13 protein-coding genes are annotated in these 25225 nt (G+C 39.9%); 11 read left to right on the top strand and 2 right to left on the bottom strand.

Features of this window, described 5'->3' with window-relative positions; all coding sequences use genetic code 11:
• Positions 1-15 precede the first annotated feature (15 nt).
• Entirely contained in the window at positions 16-780 is a 765-nt protein-coding gene (locus tag ASG14_RS10895; RefSeq protein WP_056871101.1) for an SDR family NAD(P)-dependent oxidoreductase, read from the bottom strand.
• A gap of 335 nt (positions 781-1115) precedes the next feature.
• On the opposite strand from ASG14_RS10895, the gene ASG14_RS10890 reads away from it, so the two are divergent.
• The 7 genes from ASG14_RS10890 to ASG14_RS10860 all read left to right on the top strand — a co-directional run bounded on the left by ASG14_RS10890 (position 1116) and on the right by ASG14_RS10860 (position 15988).
• Positions 1116-3869 (top strand): hypothetical protein, encoded by a 2754-nt coding sequence (locus ASG14_RS10890; RefSeq protein ID WP_056871100.1) that lies wholly within the window; start codon positions 1116-1118, stop codon positions 3867-3869.
• Positions 3866-5419 (top strand): glycosyl hydrolase family 65 protein, encoded by a 1554-nt coding sequence (locus ASG14_RS10885; RefSeq protein ID WP_056871099.1) that lies wholly within the window; start codon positions 3866-3868, stop codon positions 5417-5419. The genes ASG14_RS10890 and ASG14_RS10885 overlap by 4 nt, the downstream gene beginning before the upstream one ends.
• A gap of 23 nt (positions 5420-5442) precedes the next feature.
• On the top strand, positions 5443-7029 hold the full coding sequence (locus ASG14_RS10880) for a glycoside hydrolase family 28 protein (RefSeq protein WP_056871098.1): 1587 nt from the start codon (positions 5443-5445) through the stop codon (positions 7027-7029).
• Positions 7030-7047: 18 nt separating this feature from the next.
• On the top strand, positions 7048-9879 hold the full coding sequence (locus tag ASG14_RS10875; protein ID WP_056871097.1) for a glycoside hydrolase N-terminal domain-containing protein: 2832 nt from the start codon (positions 7048-7050) through the stop codon (positions 9877-9879).
• Positions 9876-13358, top strand: a complete 3483-nt coding sequence (locus tag ASG14_RS10870; protein ID WP_056871096.1) for a malectin domain-containing carbohydrate-binding protein — start codon at positions 9876-9878, stop codon at positions 13356-13358. The genes ASG14_RS10875 and ASG14_RS10870 overlap by 4 nt, the downstream gene beginning before the upstream one ends.
• Positions 13359-13456: 98 nt before the next feature.
• A complete protein-coding gene (locus ASG14_RS10865) occupies positions 13457-15025 on the top strand; it encodes a sodium:solute symporter (RefSeq protein ID WP_056871095.1) in 1569 nt (522 codons plus the stop codon).
• A gap of 30 nt (positions 15026-15055) precedes the next feature.
• On the top strand, positions 15056-15988 hold the full coding sequence (locus tag ASG14_RS10860; RefSeq protein WP_056871094.1) for a dihydrodipicolinate synthase family protein: 933 nt from the start codon (positions 15056-15058) through the stop codon (positions 15986-15988).
• 50 nt (positions 15989-16038) lie between these two features.
• On the opposite strand, the gene ASG14_RS10855 is transcribed toward ASG14_RS10860, so the two are convergent.
• Positions 16039-16908: an AraC family transcriptional regulator gene (locus ASG14_RS10855; protein WP_056871093.1), complete on the bottom strand. Its 870-nt coding sequence runs from the start codon at positions 16906-16908 to the stop codon at positions 16039-16041.
• A 223-nt stretch (positions 16909-17131) separates the two neighbouring features.
• Between ASG14_RS10855 and ASG14_RS10850 the strand changes: the two genes are divergently transcribed.
• The 4 genes from ASG14_RS10850 (at position 17132) to ASG14_RS10835 (ending at position 25005) form a co-directional block, all read left to right on the top strand.
• Positions 17132-18760, top strand: coding sequence for a fucose isomerase (locus tag ASG14_RS10850; protein WP_056871092.1), 1629 nt, complete (start codon positions 17132-17134; stop codon positions 18758-18760).
• Positions 18761-18775: 15 nt separating this feature from the next.
• Positions 18776-19447 (top strand): DUF3826 domain-containing protein, encoded by a 672-nt coding sequence (locus ASG14_RS10845; protein WP_056871091.1) that lies wholly within the window; start codon positions 18776-18778, stop codon positions 19445-19447.
• 423 nt (positions 19448-19870) lie between these two features.
• Positions 19871-23149: a SusC/RagA family TonB-linked outer membrane protein gene (locus tag ASG14_RS10840; RefSeq protein ID WP_056871090.1), complete on the top strand. Its 3279-nt coding sequence runs from the start codon at positions 19871-19873 to the stop codon at positions 23147-23149.
• An 11-nt stretch (positions 23150-23160) separates the two neighbouring features.
• Positions 23161-25005: a RagB/SusD family nutrient uptake outer membrane protein gene (locus tag ASG14_RS10835; protein WP_056871089.1), complete on the top strand. Its 1845-nt coding sequence runs from the start codon at positions 23161-23163 to the stop codon at positions 25003-25005.
• Positions 25006-25225 lie beyond the last annotated feature (220 nt).

The raw sequence follows: 25225 nt of genomic DNA, 5'->3' as shown, positions 1-25225 counted from the left end.
TATTTTTTCCTTGTATTAGTTGTTTAAAGTAGTAAAACCGCCATCAATAGGGTAGTCGCAGCCTGTTATAAATGAAGCTTCATCGCTACACAGATACAGAGCGAGTGCGCCAACTTCTTCGGGTTTTGCCATTCTGCCTATTGGCTGAGTTTTAGAAAGCTTTTCAAACATTTCCGGAATGTTGTCAGGATAGTTTTTTTGGAGAAATCCATCAACAAAAGGGGTATGTACCCTGGCTGGCGATATGGAGTTACACCTGATGTTTTCACCGATATAGTCTTTTGCAACACTCATTGTCATCGCTTTCACGGCGCCTTTGGCAGCACTGTAAACAAAGCGATCTGGTAAACCAATTAACGATGCAATTGAAGCCATGTTAATGATAACGCCGCCACCTGATAACCGCAATTTCGGGATGGCCGCATACAGACAGTTATAAACACCTTTGACATTTACACGCATTACACGATCAAAATCTGATTCTTCCGTGGTGTCTGCCTTGCCAATATGCGCAATCCCAGCATTGTTAACCAGTATATCAATATTGCCAATTTTTTCAAAAACCTGTTTAACCGCATCATGGTCGGCCACATCACAGGCATAACTGATCGCTTTACCACCTAAACTTTCAATTTCCGTTAAAGTAGTTTCGGCCTGTTCGGCGCCTAATTCAATTACATGTACTTCGGCACCTTGCCTCGCAAGAATGGTTGCAATTGCTTTTCCAATCCCGCTTCCGCCTCCTGTAACTACTGCTCGTTTATTTTTTAGTGAAAACATATTCTATAATAATGGTTTAAATTAAATATTATTCTTAAACAATAGGAGTAAGCAGATAAATAAATGTGGCTAAATATATTCATTCAGCTGCTTATTCAAAGCTCCGGGTGCAAATAAAACGATTATTGGTTCCAAAAAACCTTAACTTTTCGGCGAATTCTGGCTGATGCTGCATCAACCCGAATTGGCTTATAACCGATTCTACCTTGCAGGAATTTTACAAAACCAATCTGCGATATTACTTATATTTGAATAATATTTTTATATTTAAATAATATTTTAACCAAATGTAGTCCTAAAACCTTTCAAAAAGGTTTGTCTTTAGCACCGATCGAATGAGAAACCATCTGATTTCAATCTTCTTTATTTTACTGTTTCCACTGGTATCTTTTGCAACAACAAGCCATATTGAAAAGGAAAAATCAATATTAGTTTCTGCTACCGGCAATTTGCGTGTTGGCTTTGGTGTAGAGAAGGTTTTAGCAGAATTAAAAAAAATTGGCTACCAAACTTCGTTAAAGAAAATCAATGCGAATTCGGCGCTTGCCACTAAAAAGGGTTCCATAATTATTGGTCAATTCCAGGATCGTGAAATTTCAAAAAGCATACCTGAAGCATTTAAAAAACGTATTCAAAGTGCCGGGAAGGAAGGTTTTCTAATTTCCTATGCGGATGATAAACTTTTTGTAATTGGTTTTGATGCATCGGGAACACTATATGGCTGCCTGGAGCTGGTAGAAAGAATTAGGGGAAACGGCAAAATCCCGGAGAAAATCGAATTGACTGATCACCCGGAAATGGTAATGCGGGGAACATGCATTGGGTTGCAAAAAACAGATTATCTGCCCGGTCATGATGTTTATGAATATCCCTATACACCCGAAAGTTTCCCTTGGCTATACGATAAGCAACTTTGGATAAAGTACCTGGATATGATGGTCGAGAACCGTTATAACTCACTTTATTTGTGGAATGGTCATCCTTTTTCATCACTTATTAAACTAAAAGAGTATCCTTACGCAGTTGAGGTCGATGATGCAACGTTTAAGAAAAACGAAGAAATCTTCAGGTTTTTAACTGCCGAGGCTGATAAAAGGGGGATTTGGGTGATCCAGATGTTTTATAACATCATCATTCCAAAACCATTTGCAGATAAACACGGACTTAAAACACAGGATCGCAACCGACCAATTATCCCAATCATTGCTGATTATACCCGGAAATCCATCGCCGCCTTTGTAGAAAAGTACCCGAATGTTGGCTTAATGGTAGCGCTGGGTGAAGCAATGGAAGGTGTAGGACAAGATGATATAGATTGGTTTACAAAAACGATAATTCCTGGTGTTAAAGATGGTTTAAAAGCCGCTGGCATCAAGAACGAACCGCCAATTGTTTTACGTGCGCACGATACGGATGCTCCTGCGGTGATGAAAGCTGCCTTACCGCTTTACAAAAACCTTTACACAGAAAATAAATTTAACGGTGAAGCACTAACCACTTACGCACCAAGGGGCGCATGGGCAGAGCTGAATAGAAAACTGGCTTCGATAGGAAGTGTAAATATTTCAAATGTCCACATTTTGGCCAATTTAGAGCCGTTTAGGTATGGTTCTGCAGATTTTATCCAGAAATCTGTGCAGGCGATGAACAAAATTTACGGTGCTAAAGGTCTGCACTTGTATCCGCAGGCCAGCTATTGGGATTGGCCTTACACGGCCGATAAAACAAAAACCAGGGAACTACAAATTGACCGCGACTGGATATGGTATAAGGAATGGGCTCGTTACTCCTGGAACAGCCAGCGTGATAGAACAGGAGAAATTACCTATTGGGGAAATGAACTTGCCAAAAAATACGGCACAAATCTTAGTGCTGGCAAATCAATCTTAAATGCATATGAAGAGTCGGGAGAGATTGCCCCAAAACTTTTGCGCAGGTACGGAATAACCGACGGAAACAGGCAAACCCTAACTTTGGGTATGCTGATGACCCAGTTAATCAATCCTTTTCGTTACGGTTTATTCACCTTGATGTATGAATCTGAAGCGCCTGAAGGAGAAATGATAATCGATTACGCCGAAAAAGAGTGGAAAAAACAAGGGCACATTGGCGAAACGCCCGTACAAATTGCAAGGGAAGTTGTATTGCATGGTAAAAATGCAGTGGCATCAATTAACGAAGCTACGGCATTTGTAAAAAAGGATACTGCCGAATTCAGGAGGCTGAAAAACGACATGTATTGTTATGATGCGCTGGCAAATTCTTACGCCGAAAAAGTGAAAGCTGCGCTTTGGGTTTTGAGATTTAAATATTCTAATGATGTTGCTGATTTGGAAAAAGCCTTGCCCTTTCTGGAAAACAGTTTAAAATATTATAGCACGCTTAGCAAGTTAACTGAAAACGAGTACCTGTACGCAAACAGCATGCAAACGAAACAGCGCAAAATCCCGATGCGTGGTGTAGATAAAACTTTCATCCATTGGAAAGAAATGATGCCGGTGTTTACCAGGGAGCTTAACCACTTTAAACATAGCATCGACTCTTTAAAGGCGGTGAAAACAACTTCCGTTTTAGCGATTGTCCCTTATAAAAATGCTGAGGTAAAATTGTTATCTCCAGCAATTGACACCTATTCTATTGGTAACAATGCGCAGGTTTTCGCAGATACGGCCGTGTATATTAAGGAAGTTGCGGCGCAGTTAGTTGGTTTAAAAGGACTAAAGTTTTCAAGAGAAAACCAGATAAAAAAAGGAACAGAAATTAAGTTTAGTACTAAAACGCCGGTAAAACTTCTGGTTGGTTATTTTAATCAGAAAGACAATAAAACATTGCTTCCACCACAGCTGGAAATAGATGCGAGTGCTAATAACTATGGTCAGTCGGAAATTAAAATTTCGAATGCAATGGTTGTAAATGGTTTTGCGCCTGTAAATGTGCACGCATACTCATTCGGCGCAGGCACCCATACTTTAACCTTAGGTAAAGGCGCTTGTTTGGTGTTAGGGTTTATTGATGATAAACAAGAATTGAGAATTTTTAATGCGGGATTGGATGGACGTGGGAAAGATATTGATTGGTTATTTGAATGATGGTGAATAAGAAAAATTTTATAGTCGCAGTTTGTTTATTTGTTGGTGCTGCAGCCTTCGCACAGCAAAAGCCGGTTCCGCTAAAAGCGAAATTAAAAACCTATGTTGATTATTTTAACTCGATAGATACCGAGGCTGTCAAAAATTTTATTCCAAATGTGCAGTCGTACGATTGGTTAGCGGAGAATGTTCCATTACTTGAATGCCCGGATGAGGTAATTGAAAAGAACTATTATTACCGGTGGTGGTCGTATCGTAAGCACCTGGTTAAAACGCCCGAAGGCTTCATCTTTACGGAGTTTATCGAACCCGTAAAACATGCGGGAAAATACAATTCGATTAGCTGCGCTTTAGGTCACCATATTTACGAAGGCCGATGGTTAAAAAATAACGAATACCTGAAAGAGTACATTAATTTTTGGCTCTACAAGGCCGATGTTGGGCAAACGAAACAACGTTTTCATCAGTTTAGCAGTTGGGTAGACGATGCTGTTTTAGCCAATTATATGGTAAAACCTGATGCTGGTTTCTTGCAAAATATTTTGCCGGCACTCGATGTAGATTATCAAAAATGGGAAAAGGAAAGGCAGCTTAAAAGTGGCTTGTTCTGGCAACACGATGTAAAGGATGGAATGGAGGAATCGATCAGCGGTTCGAGAAAAGATGAAAACAGGAGACCAACCATTAACAGTTATATGTATGGAAATGCTAAAGCCCTGGCTACTATAGCCGCTTTACTAAAAGAACAGGCTCTGCAGCTAAAGTATGAGCAAAAAGCCGCACGACTGAAAAAACTGGTTCAGGATAGTTTGTGGAATCCGTCTTCCTCGTTTTTTGAAACGAAACTAGCAAAAAAAGGCATAGCTAACGTTAGGGAAGCGATTGGTTTTACGCCCTGGGATTTTAACCTGCCGGATGATAAAAGCGTTTATGCTACAGCCTGGAATCAATTGCTTGATACCGCTGGATTTAATGCTCCATGGGGTTTAACTACTGCAGAACGCAGAAATCCGACTTTCAGGACCCGTGGAACAGGGCACAGCTGTGAATGGGATGGTGCATTGTGGCCTTTTGCCAGTTCGCAAACGCTTAAAGGTCTATCAAACCTCCTTGTAAATTATAAAAATCATGGAAAAATGACTGATGATGTTTTCTATGATGAATTGCATAAATATGCCTTATCACATCAGAAAAACGGCAAGCCTTACATTGGTGAATACCAGGATGAGAAAAATGGAGAATGGTTAAAGGGCGATAATCCAAGAAGTAGCTTTTATAATCATTCTACTTTCTGCGATTTGATTATTAGTGATTTAATTGGTCTCAAACCACGAATGGATAATGTTCTGGAAGTTTATCCACTCATCCCGCAGGGAAAATGGGATTGGTTTAAATTAGAAAATGTATCCTATCATGGCAAAATAATTACGCTTATCTGGGATAAAAATGGCAGCAAATACAACAACGGAAAAGGCTTCTTTATTTATGCCGACGGCGATGTGCTCTACAAAAGCAAAAACTTAAAGCCGGTTAAAATTAAATTGAGTTGAAAATTAGGTAAACAGAAGCTTACATGAAATATTCCATCGCATTTTTGAAGTCGCTTATTTTTATTTTAGCCATTATTTTGGCTTCGGAAACTCATGGCCAATCTTTTTACAACGTGTTAAAGTATGGTGCAAAAAACGATAGCAGCAAATTGGCTACAACTGCGATTAAAGACGCCATTAATGCCGCTTCGAAAGCTGGCGGTGGTACGGTTTATTTCCCTGCCGGAAAGTACTTAACAGGCTCTATCCATTTAAAAAGTAACATTACAATTTTTATTGATGCCGGTGCAGAACTTCATTTCAGCGATAATTTCGATGACTATTTGCCCATGGTTAAAAGTAGGTATGAAGGCGTTGATGTAACTTCATTTTCGCCGCTGTTTTACGCATATAAGGCTGAGAATATTTCGATAACCGGCCGCGGTTTAATTGATGGACATGGAAAAAAATGGTGGGATTTTGTTGAAGGTTATAAGGAAGGCCAGCTGCGTACTAAATGGCAAAAAACATTTGATGAGTTGAATAAAGACATTATTCTGCCTGACGATGCTAAGCAGATGAAACGTGGTTTTCTGCGCCCGCCGTTTATACAACCTATGTTCTGTAAAAATATAATTATTGATGGCATCACAATAAAAAACTCGCCATTCTGGACCATCAATCCTGAATTTTGCGAAAACGTAAAAATTCATGCCGTTACCATTAATAACCCGCATTCGCCAAATACCGATGGAATTAACCCCGAGTCGTGCAAAAATGTTCATATTTCAGATTGCCATATTAGCGTAGGCGATGACTGCATTACCATAAAATCAGGTAAAGATGCGCCAGGCCGGAAGATGGCTGTTCCGGCAGAAAATTACACGATAACGAATTGTACGATGTTATCCGGACATGGCGGCGTGGTTATTGGCAGCGAAATGTCTGGCGATGTTCGGAAGATTGCCATTTCCAATTGTGTTTTCGATGGGACTGATCGAGGAATCAGGATAAAAACTGCGAGGGGTAGAGGCGGTGTTGTTGAAGAAATTAGGGTTAGCAATATCATTATGAAAAATATTGGCCAGCAGGCAATTGTTTTAGATATGCAGTACGCTAAAACCAATCCCGAGCCGATTTCAGAGCGTACGCCAAAGTTTAAAAATATCCATTTCAGCAATATTACCGGGCAGGTTAATCAGGCTGCTTACTTAAACGGATTGGAAGAAATGCCTATAGAAAATGTAAGCTTCACGGATATTAACATGGATGCTAAAACAGGTTTCAACATTACTAATTCGAATAAAATTGAATTTCATAACGTTCAGGTTAATACCGAAATTGGTGCTGCAGTTGCGGCGACTAACGTAAAATATTTAACCATAGACAATGTTAAAACCTATTCGCCAGTCGCAAAAATGCCCGTTGTCGATTTAAAAAATGTTAGTGACGCTTTTATTTATAATGCCTTTCCGGTTGCCGGTACGGACACTTATTTGAGGCTTAGTGGAGATAGAACGAAAAACATTTCCATCGGCAACAACAATTTTAGGAATGCAAAAACCGGCGTTTTGAAAGAGAAAGACATGAATGACGCTGTTACGGTAATTTCTGGTGACAAAGGCCAGTAGAAGCTTAATTATGTCGGTATGATTATCAAAAACCTAAAATATTTAATTAAAAAAATAGCGATCTTAATTGGTATCGTTCTTACTTCGTTTTGCGCTTTTGCTCAAAACAATACAACACTATGGTATAAAAAAGCAGCCGAAAAATGGACAGACGCATTGCCTTTAGGAAATGGACGGATGGGGGCGATGGTTTTTGGCGGTGTAGAAAATGATCGAATTCAATTTAACGAGGAAACCCTTTGGACAGGGAAACCAAGAGCATACAATAAAAAAGGTGCCGCTGCCTACCTGCCTGAAATTAGAAGATTACTTTTTGAGGGGAAACAGAAAGAGGCAGAAGATTTAGCCCAGGCGCAGTTTATGGGCCTTCAAAGTGAAACAGGAGACCGGGCCAGCTGGGTCAAAAGCATGCATGCGGGCGCTGGAATGCAAGCAAACCCGGCATCTGAAAATTATGATGATAAAAGCTGGAACACGATTCAGGTTCCCTCTTATGAAGGCTGGGAACTGGTAGGCCTACCTAATGTTGATGGCGCTGTGTGGTTTAGAACCACTTTTAATATGCCCAAAGAATGGCTTGGAAAAGATTTGGTGCTCGACTTAAACCGAATACGCGACCAGGATTTTACCTACATCAACGGCGTACTTGTCGGAAATACCGATAACCTAGAGCCAAGGAAATATACTGTTCCCGCGAAATTGTTAAAAGTCGGTTCTAATACGATAGCTATCCAGGTTTTAAACTATTACGATAAAGGTGGGATAGCAGGTTTTAAAGATACCTCGAGGCATATTGGTGTTTATCCACAAGGTTCCGGCATCGAAAATGGTATTTCGTTGGTCAAAAAATGGCGCTATAAAATCCAGGATGAAAACCCGCCTGAAGTTCCGCAATACCAGGCAAGTTATCAACCGTTTGGAGATTTAAATTTGACTTTTAAGCACAACAAATCTAATGTATCAAATTACAAACGTTCGCTCGACTTAAAAACAGCAATTGCCACAACAACTTACACAACAAACGGAATAACTTTTAAACGAGAATACTTTGCTAGCGCACCGAATCAGGCTGTTGTAGTACATTTGACTGCAAACAAAAAGGGTGCTTTAAACCTTAATGCGTCCTTATCAAGCGCCCACCGAAAGGCTGAGGTTAAAACTATTGGTCGCAATGGTTTAGCACTTAAAGTTCAGGTTAAAAACGGAGCGCTAAAAGGCGAAAGCTGGTTAAAAGTTAATGTTAAGAAAGGTGCAGTAAAGATAATTAATAATAAAATTGTAATCAGTAACGCCGATGAAGTAACTTTTTACCTTACGGCAGCAACCAATTTTATTGATGCCAGAAATGTAACAGGAAATCCGGAAACTAAAAATTCGCTTCGCCAGTTACAGATAAGTAAAAGTAACTACGATTATATAAAAGCTGAACACGTTAAAGAGTACCAATCCTATTTTTATAAATTCAGTATCAGTTTTGGGTCGTCGGTAAACGAAACTTTGCCTACAGATGAAAGACTAGAGAAATTCTCGAACTCAACTGACCCTTCATTTGCTGGCTTGTACATGCAATACGGAAGGTATTTACTCATTTCAAGTTCCAGACCAGGAACACAGCCTGCTAATCTCCAGGGAATCTGGAATGATTTACTAACGCCGCCCTGGGGAAGTAAGTACACCACCAACATCAATCTTGAAATGAATTACTGGCCAACAGAAATACTAAACTTATCTGCTTTAAATAAGCCGCTGTTTCGAAAAATTGAAGGCTTGGCTCTTGCCGGGAAAGAAACTGCAAAGGCGTATTACAGTGCTAATGGCTGGGTTTTGCATCACAATACGGATATATGGAATGGAACTGCGCCAATTAACGCTTCCAATCATGGTATCTGGGTTTCCGGAGCAGGTTGGCTGAGTATGCATTTGTGGGAACATTATTTGTTTTCGCACGATAAAAAATTTTTAGAGAAAGAGGCATATCCCTTAATGAAAGCTGCGGCGCTTTTTTTCACAGATTTTCTGGTTAAAGACCCAAAAACGGGTTGGCTCATTAGCACGCCTTCCAATTCGCCAGAAAATGGCGGCCTGGTCGCCGGTCCAACAATGGATCATCAGATCATAAGAACACTTTTCAAGGCCTGCATAGAGGCGTCGAAAACTTTGGGTGATGATGAAAAATTCAGAAAACTGCTCGAAGAAAAAGTAGCACAAATTGCACCAAACCAGATCGGTAAATTTGGGCAATTGCAGGAATGGCTTGAGGATAAAGATGATAAGACAAATAAACACAGGCATGTTTCACATTTGTGGGGCGTATTTCCCGGCGATGATATTACCTGGAGTAAGGATAGAAAAACGATGGAAGCTGCAAGGCAGTCGTTAATTTACCGTGGCGATGATGCCACCGGATGGAGCCTTGCATGGAAAATTAATTTCTGGGCGAGGTTTAAAGATGGCAACCACGCCATGAAACTGGTGAGAATGTTACTGAAACCTGCTGGCGGTGGCGCTGGTTCATATGTAAATCTTTTTGATGCGCATCCGCCATTCCAAATTGATGGAAATTTTGGAGGTGCTGCCGGAATTGCCGAAATGCTGGTTCAAAGTCACGAAGGCTATCTTGATATCTTGCCAGCTTTGCCCGATGCGTTACCATTTGGAGCAGTTAAAGGCTTGCGAGCCAGAGGCGGCTTCGAGCTCGATTTTGCATGGGACAATGGCAAGCTAAATGCATTAACGATAAAATCGGATGCGGGCGGGCCTTGCGAGGTTAGGTATAAAAACCAGACCATTAGTTTCGATACTAAAGCTGGTGGCAGCTATAAACTTAACGGAGATTTGAGAAGGCTATGATAAGATTTTTCCTACTATTTTTTTTTCTGCTAACCATCCAGGTACATGCCCAGCGTCCTGTTAGAAAAGATATTTCGTTAAACTCCGGTTGGGAAACAATTGCTGATGAAAAAAATATTGGTGCCTATAATGGATTTGAAGCGCTTAGTTATAAAACAAGCAATTGGAAAGATGTAAATATCCCGCACAATTGGGATCAGTATGAGGGTTATCAAAGAAGACTTCATGGAAACAAGCACGGTTACGCCTGGTATCGTAAAATATTTAAAAGCAGCGAAACTAAAAAAGGCAAAAGATTTTTCCTGTATTTTGAAGGCGTTGGCTCTTACGCCACGGTTTGGCTCAATGGTAAAAATGTAGGCCATCACGCCGGAGGGCGCACAACATTCACGCTAGATGTAACCGCTGCAATCAGGTTAAATAACCAGGATAATGTTTTGGCAGTCAGGGCCGATCATCCGGCAAATATTCAGGATTTACCCTGGGTAGATGGTGGCTGTTCAACAGAAAGGGGTTTTTCTGAAGGTTCGCAACCCATGGGGATTTTTAGGTCCGTTCACCTTGTTGTAACTAATGAAGTAAGGATTCAGCCCTTTGGTGTGCACATTTGGAATGACGATAAAATTTCTGAAAAAGCCGCTACATTAAATATCGAAACCTCCATAAAAAACTATGGTTCAAAGCAAAAATCTGTTACCATTCTGAATCAGCTATTGGATAGCAATGGCAAAGTGGTAAAAATTGTAAAGCATACTAAAAACCTCGCCGCAGGCAGCGCAATTAACATTTCAGGGAGAACTGATGAAATTTTAAATCCCAAACTTTGGTCGTTAGCGTATCCATATCTTTATGTATTGAAAACGACATTGCTTGAAAATGGTAAAATAATCGATGAGGTTAATACGCCTTATGGCATACGTTGGATAAGTTGGCCAATAGGGAAAAATGCCAGTCAAAAAGTATTTCTGTTAAACGGCAAGCCCGTTTTTATAAACGGAATTGCCGAATATGAACACCTGCTTGGCCAAAGCCATGCCTTCGGCGATGAACAAATCCGTTCGAGGGTTATGCAGATAAAATCAGCTGGTTTCAACGCCTTTCGCGATGCCCACCAGCCCCATAATTTGTTGTATTCTGATTACTGGGATAAGCTCGGGATTTTATGTTGGACACAGATGGCAGCGCACATCTGGTACGACACTCCAGAGTTCAGAAAGAACTTTAAAGCCTTGCTTACAGATTGGGTTAAAGAACGTAGAAACAGTCCGGCGGTTGTTTTATGGGGTTTGGAGAATGAAAGCACACTGCCAGAAGATTTTGCCGCAGAATGTACTGAACTTATCAGAAAGTTAGATCCGACAGCATCTTCACAAAGAAAAGTAACTACTTGCAACGGTGGTAAAGGAACTGATTGGGATGTACCGCAAAACTGGACAGGTACTTATGGCGGGGACCCGCTTACCTATGGTGAAGATTTGAAGCGACAGGTTTTGGTTGGCGAATACGGCGCCTGGAGAACCATAGATTTACACAAATTAAATCCCGGCGAAAAGGGCTATACAGAAAACGTAATGACGGATTTGATGGAGAAAAAAGTTAGACTGGCAGATTCTGTTAAAGACGAAACTGCCGGGCATTTTTTCTGGTTATACAGCTCGCATGATAATCCTGGTCGCGTTCAAGGTGGGGAAGGCCTGCGGGATTTAGACAGAATTGGCCCGGTAAATTACAAGGGGATGTTTACCCCCTGGGAAGAACCGACCGACGTTTATTATATGTTCAGGGCGAATTATGCACCAAAACTAACTGAACCAATGGTTTACATTGTTTCGCAAACCTGGCCAAACCGATGGTCGGAGCCTGGCATAAAAGATAGTGTAGTTGTCTATTCAAATTGCGATGAGGTTGAGTTGTTTAATGATGTGAACAATGAATCGTTAGGAAGAAAAACCCGCGGAAAAATCGGAACACATTTTCAATGGAATAACGTTGCTTTGAACTATAATGTGCTTTATGCGGTTGGTTATGTTGATGGAAAACCAGTCGCTAAAAATTATATCGTTTTAAACAGTTTGCCCGAATCGCCTAATTTTTACAAGCTTATTGAGGATGCGAAAATTGCTAAACCAATAGAAAATTACAACTATTTGTACCGGTTAAATTGCGGCGGACCGGAACATAAAGATGAATTTGGTAGCGTTTGGTTAAAAGACCAGCAAATAACACCAAACAATAATTATGGCTCATCATCGTGGACTGCGGCCTTTCCGGGAATACCTGCTTTTTTTGCAAGTCAGAGGAGAACATTTTCTCCCGTAAAGGGAACTGCAGACTGGAAACTATTTCAAACCTTCAGGTACGGTAGAAACCAGCTCAGTTTTCATTTTGATGTTCCTCAGGATGGAGATTATTTAGTTGAGCTTTATTTCATTGAGCCCTGGCTTGGTATTGGTGGCGGAATTAATGCGGAAAAAATGCGCCTGTTTGATGTTGCAATCAATAATAAAACCGTGATTAAAGATTTAGACATTTGGAAAGAAACCGGAACCAATTCCCTCTTAAAAAAGACGGTTAAAGTTTTCGTTAAGGGTGGTAAGTTAGTCGTTTCTTTTCCACAGGTTAAAGCAGGGCAGGCACTTATTTCTGCTATTGCTGTTGCAAGTTTAAATAAAAACATAAACGTCAGCGCCAAGAATAGCGCTCTGGTTGCTGCGCCTCTAGCCAAGGAATTCGAGTTGAGCAGCTGGCTAGACATTGGCGACAAACAGTTTTCGGATAAAGTGATTGATATCACCAGCCTGCCGCCAAATCTTTTTGGCGCTGAATGGTTGAAACTATCAGAAGATCATAGCGGATTTAAATTTAAAATGAATCAAGATGCTGATGTTTTTATCGGTTCGAAAGACGGTGCGTTAAAGAATTTGGCCGGCTATGAAGATACTAAAACTAAGATAAGGAACAGCAAAGGGCAAAATTTTCAGGTTTATAGAAAGCGGTTTCCAAAAGGTGCAGAAGTGAACGTCGGTCGCGGGGTTGCAACGGTTGTGCTTGTGCCGCCCAGCAATTTAGAACCCGCTTATGATTTGAAAACCGTAACGAGTTATAAAGCTACCGATGCTCTTTTAAAAGGTACCGGCCTTCAAAAAGTCGATTTTCTTGGCAAACAAAGAGTTGTTTTTAAATCACCGGTTGATGGTGTTGTGGAATTTCCCATCGCGGTTGGTGTAGCTGATACGTACTCGCTCACCATTAAATACCACAACCCAAATGATAAGCCCTTGAAAGTAAAACTTGATTTTTTATCGGCTGACGGCGTAGTTATGAAAACCGAGCTTGCTGAATTTGTGCCTACAAAAGAAGGGAAGTGGAATTATTACAATACCAACACAGGGAGCATGATAAATGCCGGAAGCTACAAGCTAAGGGTTATTGCTACGGAAAATAAGGACTTATTTATTGATGCGCTTGATGTTCAATAAGATAAGATGATACAATATGTAGTCAAAATCTTATATTAATAGAAATAGTTAGAAATGGATATTTGTTTAAACCAAATTAGTAAACGAGCCAACTGATAATGAAGGGTCTACCTATTTTCGATCTTGCTATAATCTTCATTTATCTTGTCGGGATGATTTTGGTTGGGATTTATTTCTCACGAAAAAACAAAAACTCCGAGCAATTTACGAAAGCTTCCGGCCGTATCCCGGGATGGGCAATTGGTTTATCAATCTACGCAACGTTTTTAAGCAGCAATACATTTCTAGGTGTTCCGGGCAAAGCCTTTGGAGGTAATTGGAATGCCTTCGTATTTAGCATTTCTATGCCACTCGCCGCATGGATTGCATCAAAATATTTTGTGCCTTTTTACCGAAACACGGGTGAGATATCTGCGTACACGCATTTAGAAAACCGTTTCGGAGCCTGGGCAAGGGTTTATGCGGTTGTCTGCTTTCTGCTAACGCAGCTGGCGAGAATGGGGTCTATTTTCTTCGGTATCGCTTTAAGTTTACAGGCCTTAACTGGCTATTCAATGCAGGTGATTATGATTGTAATGGGAATTTGCATCATATTTTACACCGTTTTAGGTGGAATAGAAGCCGTAATATGGACGGAGGTTGTGCAGGCGGTGGTTAAAACATTTGGTGCGTTACTTATTCTATACCTCATCATTACAAATATGCCGGGCGGCTCATCGAAAATATTGGAAATCGGTCGTGCTCACGATAAATTTAGCCTCGGAAGTTTCAAGCTCGATTTTGTCGGTTCCTCATTTTGGGTTGTTCTGCTCTATGGTTTTTTTATTAACCTGAACAACTTCGGTATGGACCAAAATTATATCCAGCGTTACCATACTGCATCTTCAAGTAAAGCGGCATCAAAGTCGATTTGGTTATGCGTTTGGTTATACATTCCGGCTTCTTTACTATTTTTTGTTATAGGATCTTGCTTATATGCTTACTACGATGTTAATCCTGCTTTAGTGCAAAGCCTAAAACATCAGGTGGCGGTAGAAAGGTTACCAATTTCGGCTTCTGCGGCAGAGATTCTGAAGTTAGAAAGTGGTTTAAAACCAGCCGATTACGGCGACAAAATTATGCCTCATTTTATGGTAACAAAAATTCCGGCCGGATTGGTGGGTTTAATTGTTTCGGCCATTTTATCGGCGGCAATGAGTACAATAAGCTCTGGAATGAATGCATCGGCCACAGTTTTTTCAGTTGATATTTATAAGCGCTACATTAAACCTGGCATCAACGACAGGCAAAACCTTTCGCTTTTGCACATCGCAACCGTCGGTTTTGGCTTGCTGGGGATGATTGCTGGCATTGCCATGATTGGCGTTAAAAGCATTCTCGACGTTTGGTGGGAGCTATCAGGCATTTTCGCTGCGGGGATGTTAGGTCTGTTTCTTCTTGGAATCGTTAGTCGCAAAACTAAAAACCATGAAGCCATAATTGCCACGATGATTGGCATTGCAGTTATTATCTGGATGACGCTTTCATCACTGTTGCCACCGCAATATGAAGCATTTAGAAATCCACTGCATAAAAACATGATTATCGTCGTTGGCACGTTAACAATCTTTTTAACGGGCGTTTTGCTCACAAAAATTAAGAATAGAAAAGCAACCACCACCAGTTAAAATCAAAAAAAAACTTTCAATTCAGAAATAATGGAAAACTCACAAAAAGGGTTCATCCCGGTAATGCTAACACCTTTTCTCGATAACGGAAATATCGATTTCACAGCACTTACGCAGCTTACAGAGATTTATTTGCAGGCAGGCTCTTCAGGTTTATTTGCTAATTGTCTTTCAAGCGAAATGTTCGAATTAACAGATAGAGAACGAATTCAAGCCATTAAGCATGTTTTAAAAGTTGTTGATGGCGCCGTGCCGGTTGTTGCAACGGGCACTTTTGGCGGTGCAATTTCAAGGCAGGCAGATTTTGTAAAAGAAGTTAGTGATTTGGGTGTTGAAGCCGTAATTGCTATAACGGGTCTGCTAGCCGATGAAAATGATTCAGACGAGGTATTTGACGAAAACGTTTTTGATTTGCTCAACCAGACAGACAACATTCCCATAGGCTTTTATGAGTGTCCTGTACCTTATAAACGTGTATTGAAACCTCAGCAGTTAAGTAATTTTGTAGATACTGGCCGGGTGATTTATCACAAAGATACCTGCCTTGATTTAGCGCAGATTAAAGAAAAATTAGCGCTTACGCAAGGCCACAAATTTGGATTGTACGATGCTTATATCGTTCATGCAGTAGAATCTTTAGAAGCCGGTTCGGCGGGGTTATCCTGCATTCAGGGCAATTATTTCCCCGAATTAATTGTTTGGCTTTGCGATCATTACAACGATTCTTCCGTAGCAGAAGAAGTTAAGATTGTGCAACAGTTTTTAATTGACAATATGGACGTTATGCACAATGTTTATCCAATCGTATCAAAGTATTTCCTTCAAAAACGAGGATTGGACATATCCACATTTACAAGAAGAGCGGTCGGGAACTTTAGTCCGCGTGTAATGAAGGCGGTAGAAAAATTATTTGATGATTATACATCTTTGAGAAGCGAACTCAATATTCAGGTTTATATTTAATTTATTGGATTAAAGAACAACCGGCGCAGCCCCGAACATCGATTTAAATGCTAGTTTAAATACTTCCTTTTATAATCTAACGGAGTCATACCCGTCACCTTTTTAAAATGCCTGTAAAAGTTTGATACATTGTTAAATCCACAATCAAAACATATCATTTCGGTAGGCAATTTATTTTCAATCAAAAAACGGCATGCATGGCTCACCCTGATTTCAATTAGAAAATCATAATAAGTTTTCTTAGTCATCAGTTTAAAATACCTGCAAAAAGAGGTAACACTCAAATTGCTTAACGAAGCCACTTCATCAAGCGTTATGTCTTTTTTATAATTGCTTAACGTGTAGGTGCAAATTTTATTTATCCTTAAAGTTTCCGATTCGTTTGATTGATAGAAAGTGTTTTTGCTGGTTACAATTGTTTCATATTCATCCGTTTCTGCGAGGGTTTTTAAAATCGATAAAAGAATAATGATGCGGTCGAGATTAGTGGCGTCAATTGCAGCTTTCATCAAATCAATAAGCTTTTCTTTTGCAGCTCCCTTAATAATTAGTCCGCTTTTTGCCTTTTCGAACAATTTCGGTATCAGGTAAGCTTCAGGTAAATTAACCAAATATTTTCCAAGGCAATCCGGTAAAAAGTGTATCACTATGGCCTCGGTTTTCAAGTCGGGGTTTCCCTGAAAGTATTCATCTTTACAACGCCAGGTATGGGGCAGGTTTTCGCCAAGTAACACCATTTCATCGGGCACAAAATTGCTGATATTATCGCCAATAAAACGAACGCCTTCACCTTTTATAACGTAGTGCAGTTCTAACTCCGGGTGGTAATGCCAGATGTTTCCAAAATCAGGTTTTACATCATGACGGATGCTGAATGAACTTTGAAGCGTTACCGGGACTTTATGAAAATGAGGTTTCATGATTTAGGAATATTGGTTAGGGCTGGCTGATTAATGTTTGCACATCATAAGCTTAAAACATTAAAGTTAGCTTATGCTATGATAATATCCTATATTAATTTGATAAAAAGTTTCATTAAATACCAATTATGATTGTTGAGTTTTGTATAAAGCCCGCTGGGTATTAACCAAAATATAAACCGACATTTTATTTATATAAAAATAATTTGTTTATTAATGAATCATGGACCTCACTAAACAAGGCGAAATTTTATTGGTTTCCAGCGGAGATTTAAGACTTTCTGCAAACCAGAACTGCTGGCCTGCACAGGTTGAAATGGAAAGAAAATTAACTGCTGCAATTGAGAAGTTCGGTTGGACAGTTAAGCGTGCTCACGATTATATCCCCGAGAAAAAGCATGGTTTCATAGATTCGCAACGGATGGGAATGGATATTTTCCGAAATATAAATCCAAAACAACCCTTAATCGTTGCAGAAAGCGTTTGGCAATATTCTCATCATGTATTTGCAGGCTTAACAACACATTTGGGGCCAATATTGACTGTTGCAAACTGGAGCGGGCAATGGCCCGGCTTAGTTGGCACGCTAAACCTGAACGGTTGTTTAACAAAAGCAGATGTTAATTACAGCACACTTTGGAGCGAGAACTTTACCGATGAATTTTTTACCAGTGGTTTACAGGAATGGTTATCAAACGGAAAAATTAATCACAAAGAGAATCATATAACCAGTTTTAGTCAAACGAAAATCTCTCCGGCTGATGAAAAAACAGGAAGAACATTCGCGGCTGCTTTGAAAGAACGTAAAGTGATAATGGGCGTTTTTGATGAGGGCTGCATGGGGATGTACAATGCCATTATACCTGATGAATTGCTCCACAAAACTGGTTTTTTTAAAGAAAGGTTAAGTCAGTCGGCGCTTTATGCCGCAATGCTTGATGTTAATGACCAGGAAGCAGCAGCTGTTTTAGACTGGTTACTGGCAAAAGGCATGACTTTTAAGTGGGGAACAAATGAGGAAACTGACCTAACAAAAAGGCAAACCTTGTGGCAATGTAAAATGTACATTGCGGCCATGCGTATTGCCGACGATTTTAGCTGCGACACAATCGGAATCCAGTATCAGCAGGGCTTAAAGGATTTAACTGTTGCAAGCGATTTGGTAGAGGGCTTGTTAAATAACCAGGACCGACCGCCGGTATTCTCCAAAAGTGGCAAAGAACTCTATGCAAAACAAGCACTTCCACATTTTAACGAGGTTGATGAATGCGCCGGGCTGGATGCCTTGCTAACCTATAAGTTGTGGAAAGAATTAGGCATGAGTGGCGAAAATACCTTACATGATATTCGCTGGGGTGAGCATTATCTGGGTGAAGGCATAAACGATTTTGTGTGGCTTTTCTTAATCTCCGGAGCAGCACCTGCCGAACATTTCATCGGCGGATATGAAGGCGCCAGTAGTGAACGGCAGCCGCCAATGTATTTTCGCCTGGGCGGCGGAACCTTAAAAGGGATAAGTAAGCCTGGTTTCATCGTTTGGAGTCGCATTTACATTGCAAATAATGAGTTACAATGTGATTTAGGTGTTGGTGAAGTTGTTTCTTTGCCACCAGCAGAAACGGAAAGGCGTTGGAACAATACAACGCCGGAATGGCCAATAATGCATGCGGTTTTGAAAGGCGTTAGCAGAGATCAGCTAATGGCAAGGCACAAGGCGAATCATATACAGGTTGTTTATGCAAATAATGAAGCAACTGCACATCAAGCCTGTAGAATTAAGGCTGCTGCATTAAATGAACTGGGTTTAAAAGTTCATTTTTGTGGCGATGTGCAGCTTATCAATAACAATTAATTAAAATATAAAGTAATGAAGTTATCAATCCTGGTTTTGTTCTTAATGCTCTCAAATGTTGCCGGTAGTTTTGCACAAAATGCGTCATTTGATTATGAAAAGGCAAAATATTTAAAAACCATTACCGAGCGGGCAGCTAAAATTGCAGCAACCCTTACTTTAAACGATGCCGCTAAAACTGAAAAAGTAAGCAATATCATTCGCGATCAATACAGCAACCTCAACGACATCTACATTGCCCGCGATGCTAAGTATAAAGAAATCAAAGAGAAGAATAAAGATAATAAGGCCGTTAGAGATACGGCTATTGCTGAGCAAAATCGTAAAACAGAAGCACAGCTGGCTAAGCTGCATAAAAAATACATTGCCAGGCTTTCTTCAAACTTAACAGCTGAGCAGGTAGATCTGGTAAAAAACGGAATGACTTATAACGTATTACCAATTACTTACAAAGCTTACCAGGAAGAAATCTTAACATTAACAGAAGCGCAAAAGAAGCAAATTTTAGTTTGGTTAACGGAAGCAAGAGAACATGCGATAGATGCAGAATCATCAGATAAAAAGCATGCCTGGTTCGGTAAATACAAAGGCCGGATTAATAACTATTTGTCAGCCGCTGGTTACGATTTAAAAAAAGAAGGAATAGAGTGGGAGAAAAGACGCAAAGAAAAAGAACAAAAGAATTAATGATAATCTGAAAGAATTTTAACCGGAAAATTTTTTTAACATTTTTTATTTAAGAATATTTCATTTATATATGAATTAATTTCTATATTGTATTGAAATTAAAAATGTTACTTTAACGTTTATTATTTTTGGCTTTAGGCGCCTGTAATTAAACGGTTTTCAGGTTAACGTTTTTCCTTTTGATTGTAACTAAAAAAGTATTCTTATACTTTCTAACCAAATTATAAACTTAATAAAATTCAGTAGTGGGCTATCTTAATCAGAACTTCCGTATAAATTCTTGCGTGATTTTGGCTTTTGACGTTCATCATCAACATGCACCATTGTAACATATTTTCATCAACGCTATAACCAATTTTCAATCAGTGATAAAAAGGTAATTCTTCAAAGAGAAGGGAATTAAAAACTAACCAAATTATAAATATGAACTTAAAATTTTTACGCAAACTTTCTTTGTCCTTGCTGCTAACGCTGGTGGCGAGTACAATTCTATTTGCTCAGGATCGAAAGATTACAGGTAAAGTAGTCGATCAATCTGATGGAACAGGTATTCCGGGGGTAAATGTTAGCTTAAAAGGTGTGCCAAGTAATGTGAGTACAAACGCTGATGGCGTTTATACCATTCAGGTTAAATCTAATTCTGATGTGTTGGTGTTTTCGTACATCGGCTACGCCAGACAGCAGGTATCGGTGGGTAATCAGACAACTATAAATGTAAAGTTAGTTTCAGATATTAAAGATTTGGATGGCGATGCTGTTGTAATTGTTGGTTACGGTACGCAGAAAAAAACATCTTTAACGGGTGCCGTTTCTACCCCTGATTTAAAAAAGGTAGAAGACATTCCGGCGCTTAATATTACTTCAGCCTTACGCGGTACGGTAGTTGGTTTAAGTGTTTCTGGCGGCGCTCAACGTCCGGGTCAGGGTACAACGATTACAGTTCGTAACCCGGTTGCCTATGCAAAAGATGGCGGACAGGGAACAAACCCAATTTTTGTTATAGATGATATCATCAGAACTCAATCCGATTTCGACCAGCTGGACATAAACGAGGTAGAGAGTGTAGCAATTTTGAAAGATGCTGAAGCGGCAATTTTCGGTGTTCAAGGTGCAAACGGTGTTGTTATGGTTCGTACCAAAAAAGGAAGAATTGGTGCTCCAAAATTTACTTTAAGCACTTCACTTGGTGTATCAACTGCCACTACGATGCCTAAATTGATGAATTCATCGCAACTAGGTTCCTTTCTAAACGATTATACCCAGGCATCAGCTTATATTCAAACGGTTCCTGGCGTTCCAGTGCCAAATTACTACAATGCCGACGGTTATCTGGTTAACGGAACTACCGGCGTGGTTGCTACAACGAGAAATGCTAACTGGTATACTCCGGATGAGCTTGCGTATTTTGCCAATAACAGTCACAATTATTTTGACGATGCCTTTAAAGATGCTTATGTATGGCGTACTGCACTTAATATTAGCGGTGGTTCTGATAAAGTAACTTATTTTATCGGCGGCGATTATGTAAATCAAAATTCCAATTTCAAAGGCATTAACTCTTATAAATATGGTTTAAGGGCAACTGTTGAAGCTAAACCTGCTAAGGGTTTGGTAACTTCACTATCTCTAAATACTAATGTTGGTTATTCGCGTAGTTATTGGTACAAACTTACAAGTACATCAGAAAGTTTAGATAACGATGCCGCTTCACTGCAAAATGTGCAGCCATGGCAGGAATATTTTATAAATGGAAATCCGGTAGTAATCGGTGGCAGTAACACCGGTGGTAACGATAACATTAACTTTTTCCAGATTCAGAATTCTAATAACTACACAGGCGGAACAAGTACATCAACCAATATTTTAGGAAAAGTTACTTACGAAATTCCTGGTGTTAAAGGCTTAACGGCTACAGCTACTTTTAACAAGAATTTAAATAGTGCCAATAACAAGCAGTTTGGTACAACATTCGTTTATTATAAATACGCAGGTTTAGGTGCAAACAATCACATTCCTGGAGGTGCGCTTTTGGGAACTTTTAATGTTCTTAACGGAGATAAGGTTCGTTTAAACCCAACCTTTGCCGATTCTTACCAATTTGATGGAGGATTAAACTATCAGCGTACCTTTGGTAAACATAACATTTCGGCAATTGCCCTATTCGAACAACGCGAGCAATATAGTGAAGGCGTTGCTGCAGAAAGTACAGGTGTAGTGGTTGGTGCATTACCTTCCCAAACATTTACAACGGGTGTGAGCAGTTCAACGCAGACTGGGCAGTTAGGACTTGCAGGTTTCCAGGCCTTTATTTCACGTGTTAACTATGATTACGATGGTAAATATTTAGCGCAGCTGGTTTTCCGTGCTGATGGTAGCTCCAGATTTGCTCCCGGAAACAACTGGGGATATTTTCCTGCGGCTTCAGCTGGATGGGTGTTATCGAAAGAATCATTCATCGCTGATAACTTTAAATGGATAGACCAGTTAAAAGTTCGTGTTTCGGTTGGTTTATCGGGTGTAGATAATACAAAAGCCTACCAATATCAGGCAAACTATAATTTAGGTACCGGAAGCGGTGGCGGTGCCGTATTTGGCGAAGGCGATAGAAGTATTGCAATTAAACCGAATCTGGCCATTCCTAATGCAGATGTTAGATGGAACAAGGAACTTAAAACCGACTACGGTGTAGATATGGCTTTCCTCAAAAATCGTCTGTCTGTTTCTGCAGATTACTTTTATAACTATGGAAGAAACATTTTAACTGCATTAAATTCATCTGTTCCTGCAACAATTGGTGCTACTACGCCAACTGAAAACTTTAATAATGTAAATACGTTTGGTTACGAATTTTCACTTGCGTGGAGAGATAACATTGGTAAAGACATAACCTATAGTTTTAGTCCTTTTTATTCGTGGATGGACAATAAAGCATTAAAAGTTGATCAATCTGCAAGCATTGTTGGTACAATACAAGATGTTACCGGTCGTTCTACCGATTTGGGTGTTTTCGGTTACAAATCTTTAGGCCTTATCAGAACACAAGCAGATGCTGATGCAATTATAGCACAACGTGCTGCAGCAGCCGGCGGTGCAGCTAATGTTAAAATATTAGGCCAGCCGCTTCAGCCGGGAATGATAAACTACGAAGACGTAAATGGCGATGGGGTTATTTCAACAGATTTAAAAGATCAGTCGTATGTTAAAGCACGACAAAATAACCACAACAGCCTGGGCTTAAACTTTAGTGTTGGTTACAAAGGTTTAAACTTAAATGTAATTATGGGCATGTCGTGGGGCGGTTGGACATCGATTGATGGCCTTAAACCTGCTAATCAATCAAGTTCATCAACAGGCGCATCAATTTATGATAACAGAGCGGTTTACTGGGTTGATCACTGGACTCCAACAAACACAACTGCTGCATATCCAAATCCATTTTTTAGGACCAATTTCGAAGCAAATTCTGATTTCTGGTTGGTTAGCGCAACAAGTTTCAACGTGAGCAGCTTAAATTTGAGCTATTCAATCCCAACAAGATTTGCGAACAAAATTGGCATGTCGAGCGCAAGAGTTTATGCGGTTGCAACTAATCCAATTCAGTTTATAAACCCTTTTCCTGATGGTTACAGAGATTTAGCAACTTCATTATACAGCTATCCAACACTCAAAACCTGGTCGTTCGGTATTAACGTAGGCTTTTAATATTTATCAACATGAAAAAAATATTCACCATATCAGCAGCTTGTTTAGTAGTTTTAGGACTAAGCAACTGTAAAAAAGTTCTTGAACAGCAAGACATAAGTACTTTTACTGCAGATCAGGTTTTTAACGATTCAACAACTGCAAAATTAAATGTAGATTATTTGTATAGTCAAAATCAGCCGGGCTGGTTTGGCACAACTGGAGGTTCAATACACTCAGCCGGCACCTATAATTTAACCGAAGAAAGTCAGGGAAGTAATGTGTTCGTTTTGGGTACGGCAACAATCGAAAGCGTAACCGATATCGGCACAACAAACACAACGTCTAACGCCTACGGTAAAATACGCACAATTAACACTTTTATTAGAGACATAAATGCCGGTACATTAGACATTGCCGTAAAAAGAAGGTTTGCAGCACAGGCTTATTTTTGGAGAGCTTACCGTTATTTCGAGCTGGCAAAATTATATGGAGGCGTTCCCTTAATTTTAGTTCCGCTTGATGCCGTTGGTGAGGATGCAAAAAAAGCAGCCTTGGTTCCACGGAGTAAAACAAGCGAAGTTTTTGCCCAGATTAAGCGGGATCTAGATTCTTGCGTTAAATATCTTCCGGGCAGATGGCCAAAAGCGGCAGATTATGGTAGAATTACATCTGGTGCTGCGGCGGCTTTTAAGGGTCGTGTGTTGTTAACCTATGCAAGTCCGGAATTTAACCCTAATAACGATGTTGCCAGATGGCAAGATGCTTACGATGCAAACAAAACTGCAGTAACGCTTTTATCAGCGAATGGCTACGGACTTTATTCTAAGTGGGATTATACCATGTGGACTCTTGACGGAGCAAATGAAGGTGGAATTCCAAAAAATCCTGAGGCTGTTTTAGTTACAGAATACAATACAGCAACTGCTGATGCTGCGGCAAATAGCAATACTTATGACAATGGCGCCAGACCAAGGTCGGTATCAGGTGGCGGATCTTACACACCGAGTTACGAAATGAGTTTAGCTTTTCCGATGGCTGATGGTAAGCCGGCTACAGGTACAGGAGCCTCAACAAAATATCCTTATGCTTTAACAACTTTCTATAAAAACAGAGACCCACGCTTTTATCAAACTGTTGCCTACAATGGCGGTACGTGGGGCAGCGTTCTCGGTTCGTCGCGTTTGTGGACTTACTTTTACTTCACTAATTCTGCGGGAACAACCAATAAATCTACAGAATCTACAGCAAGCAATACTGGTTTCTATCTACGTAAAGGTGTTGATGAAACCCGGGTTTCGCCGACAACTTTTGTAGGTACCGATTGGATTGAGATTCGCTATGCTGAAGTTTTATTAAATTTAGCAGAATGTGCTGCAGAGATTAATAAAACCGGACAGGCTGATGAAGGTTACGCGAACTTAATCGCGATTAGAAAAAGAGCAGGTTTAGAAGCAGGAACTGATGGTTTGTATGGCTTAGCTGCAGGGATGAGCAAAACCGACTTAGTTAGCGCAATTATGAGAGAAAGACAGATTGAACTTGCTTTTGAGGGTAAAAGGTTCTTCGACTTAAGAAGAAGAAAATTACTTGAATCGACACTGAATGGTACAAGGAGAAATGCACTTGTTGTACAGCTTAAAAACACAAGTACATCAACTGATTACATTGCTTTAACAAGAGAAGCTTCTGCAGCAACGTCTTTAGATGCACTTTACGCTTCGAGTTTTACGGTAAGTTTGAAACAACTTGATACACAAAACATAAACTTTCAGGCAGGAAACTATTTTTATGGTATCCCTACGGCAGCAATTAGCAACAATATTAATTTGCAACAAACGAATACCTGGGGTGGGCCATTCGATCCGCTACAATAAGGTTAACGCAGGTTGATACTTAAATATCGCTGCGCTCATTTATATATTTGGTTTAAAGGAAGCAATTTATTGCTTCCTTTTTTTATTTAAGAATGTTACATTTATATATGAATTTTATTTCTATCTTGTAACGTGGCTGAAGTAATTGGTTTACATACTTGTTAATATTTTTGCGGGTTGGTAATATCCTACAAAACGTGGCGAAAATTATACAGGAAAC

The organism is Pedobacter sp. Leaf194 (assembly GCF_001423945.1).
Lineage (GTDB): Bacteria > Bacteroidota > Bacteroidia > Sphingobacteriales > Sphingobacteriaceae > Pedobacter.
Note: the sequence above shows the minus strand (reverse complement) of the source record. Positions and strands in the feature narration are given on the sequence as shown.

Bases quoted from the DNA above. Each gene is read 5' to 3' on its own strand.
- ASG14_RS10895 (WP_056871101.1), bottom strand. From the start codon at position 780: ATGTTTTCACTAAAAAATAAACGAGCAGTAGTTACAGGAGGCGGAAGC.
- ASG14_RS10890 (WP_056871100.1), top strand. From the start codon at position 1,116: ATGAGAAACCATCTGATTTCAATCTTCTTTATTTTACTGTTTCCACTG.
- ASG14_RS10885 (WP_056871099.1), top strand. From the start codon at position 3,866: ATGATGGTGAATAAGAAAAATTTTATAGTCGCAGTTTGTTTATTTGTT.
- ASG14_RS10880 (WP_056871098.1), top strand. From the start codon at position 5,443: ATGAAATATTCCATCGCATTTTTGAAGTCGCTTATTTTTATTTTAGCC.
- ASG14_RS10875 (WP_056871097.1), top strand. From the start codon at position 7,048: ATGATTATCAAAAACCTAAAATATTTAATTAAAAAAATAGCGATCTTA.
- ASG14_RS10870 (WP_056871096.1), top strand. From the start codon at position 9,876: ATGATAAGATTTTTCCTACTATTTTTTTTTCTGCTAACCATCCAGGTA.
- ASG14_RS10865 (WP_056871095.1), top strand. From the start codon at position 13,457: ATGAAGGGTCTACCTATTTTCGATCTTGCTATAATCTTCATTTATCTT.
- ASG14_RS10860 (WP_056871094.1), top strand. From the start codon at position 15,056: ATGGAAAACTCACAAAAAGGGTTCATCCCGGTAATGCTAACACCTTTT.
- ASG14_RS10855 (WP_056871093.1), bottom strand. From the start codon at position 16,908: ATGAAACCTCATTTTCATAAAGTCCCGGTAACGCTTCAAAGTTCATTC.
- ASG14_RS10850 (WP_056871092.1), top strand. From the start codon at position 17,132: ATGGACCTCACTAAACAAGGCGAAATTTTATTGGTTTCCAGCGGAGAT.
- ASG14_RS10845 (WP_056871091.1), top strand. From the start codon at position 18,776: ATGAAGTTATCAATCCTGGTTTTGTTCTTAATGCTCTCAAATGTTGCC.
- ASG14_RS10840 (WP_056871090.1), top strand. From the start codon at position 19,871: ATGAACTTAAAATTTTTACGCAAACTTTCTTTGTCCTTGCTGCTAACG.
- ASG14_RS10835 (WP_056871089.1), top strand. From the start codon at position 23,161: ATGAAAAAAATATTCACCATATCAGCAGCTTGTTTAGTAGTTTTAGGA.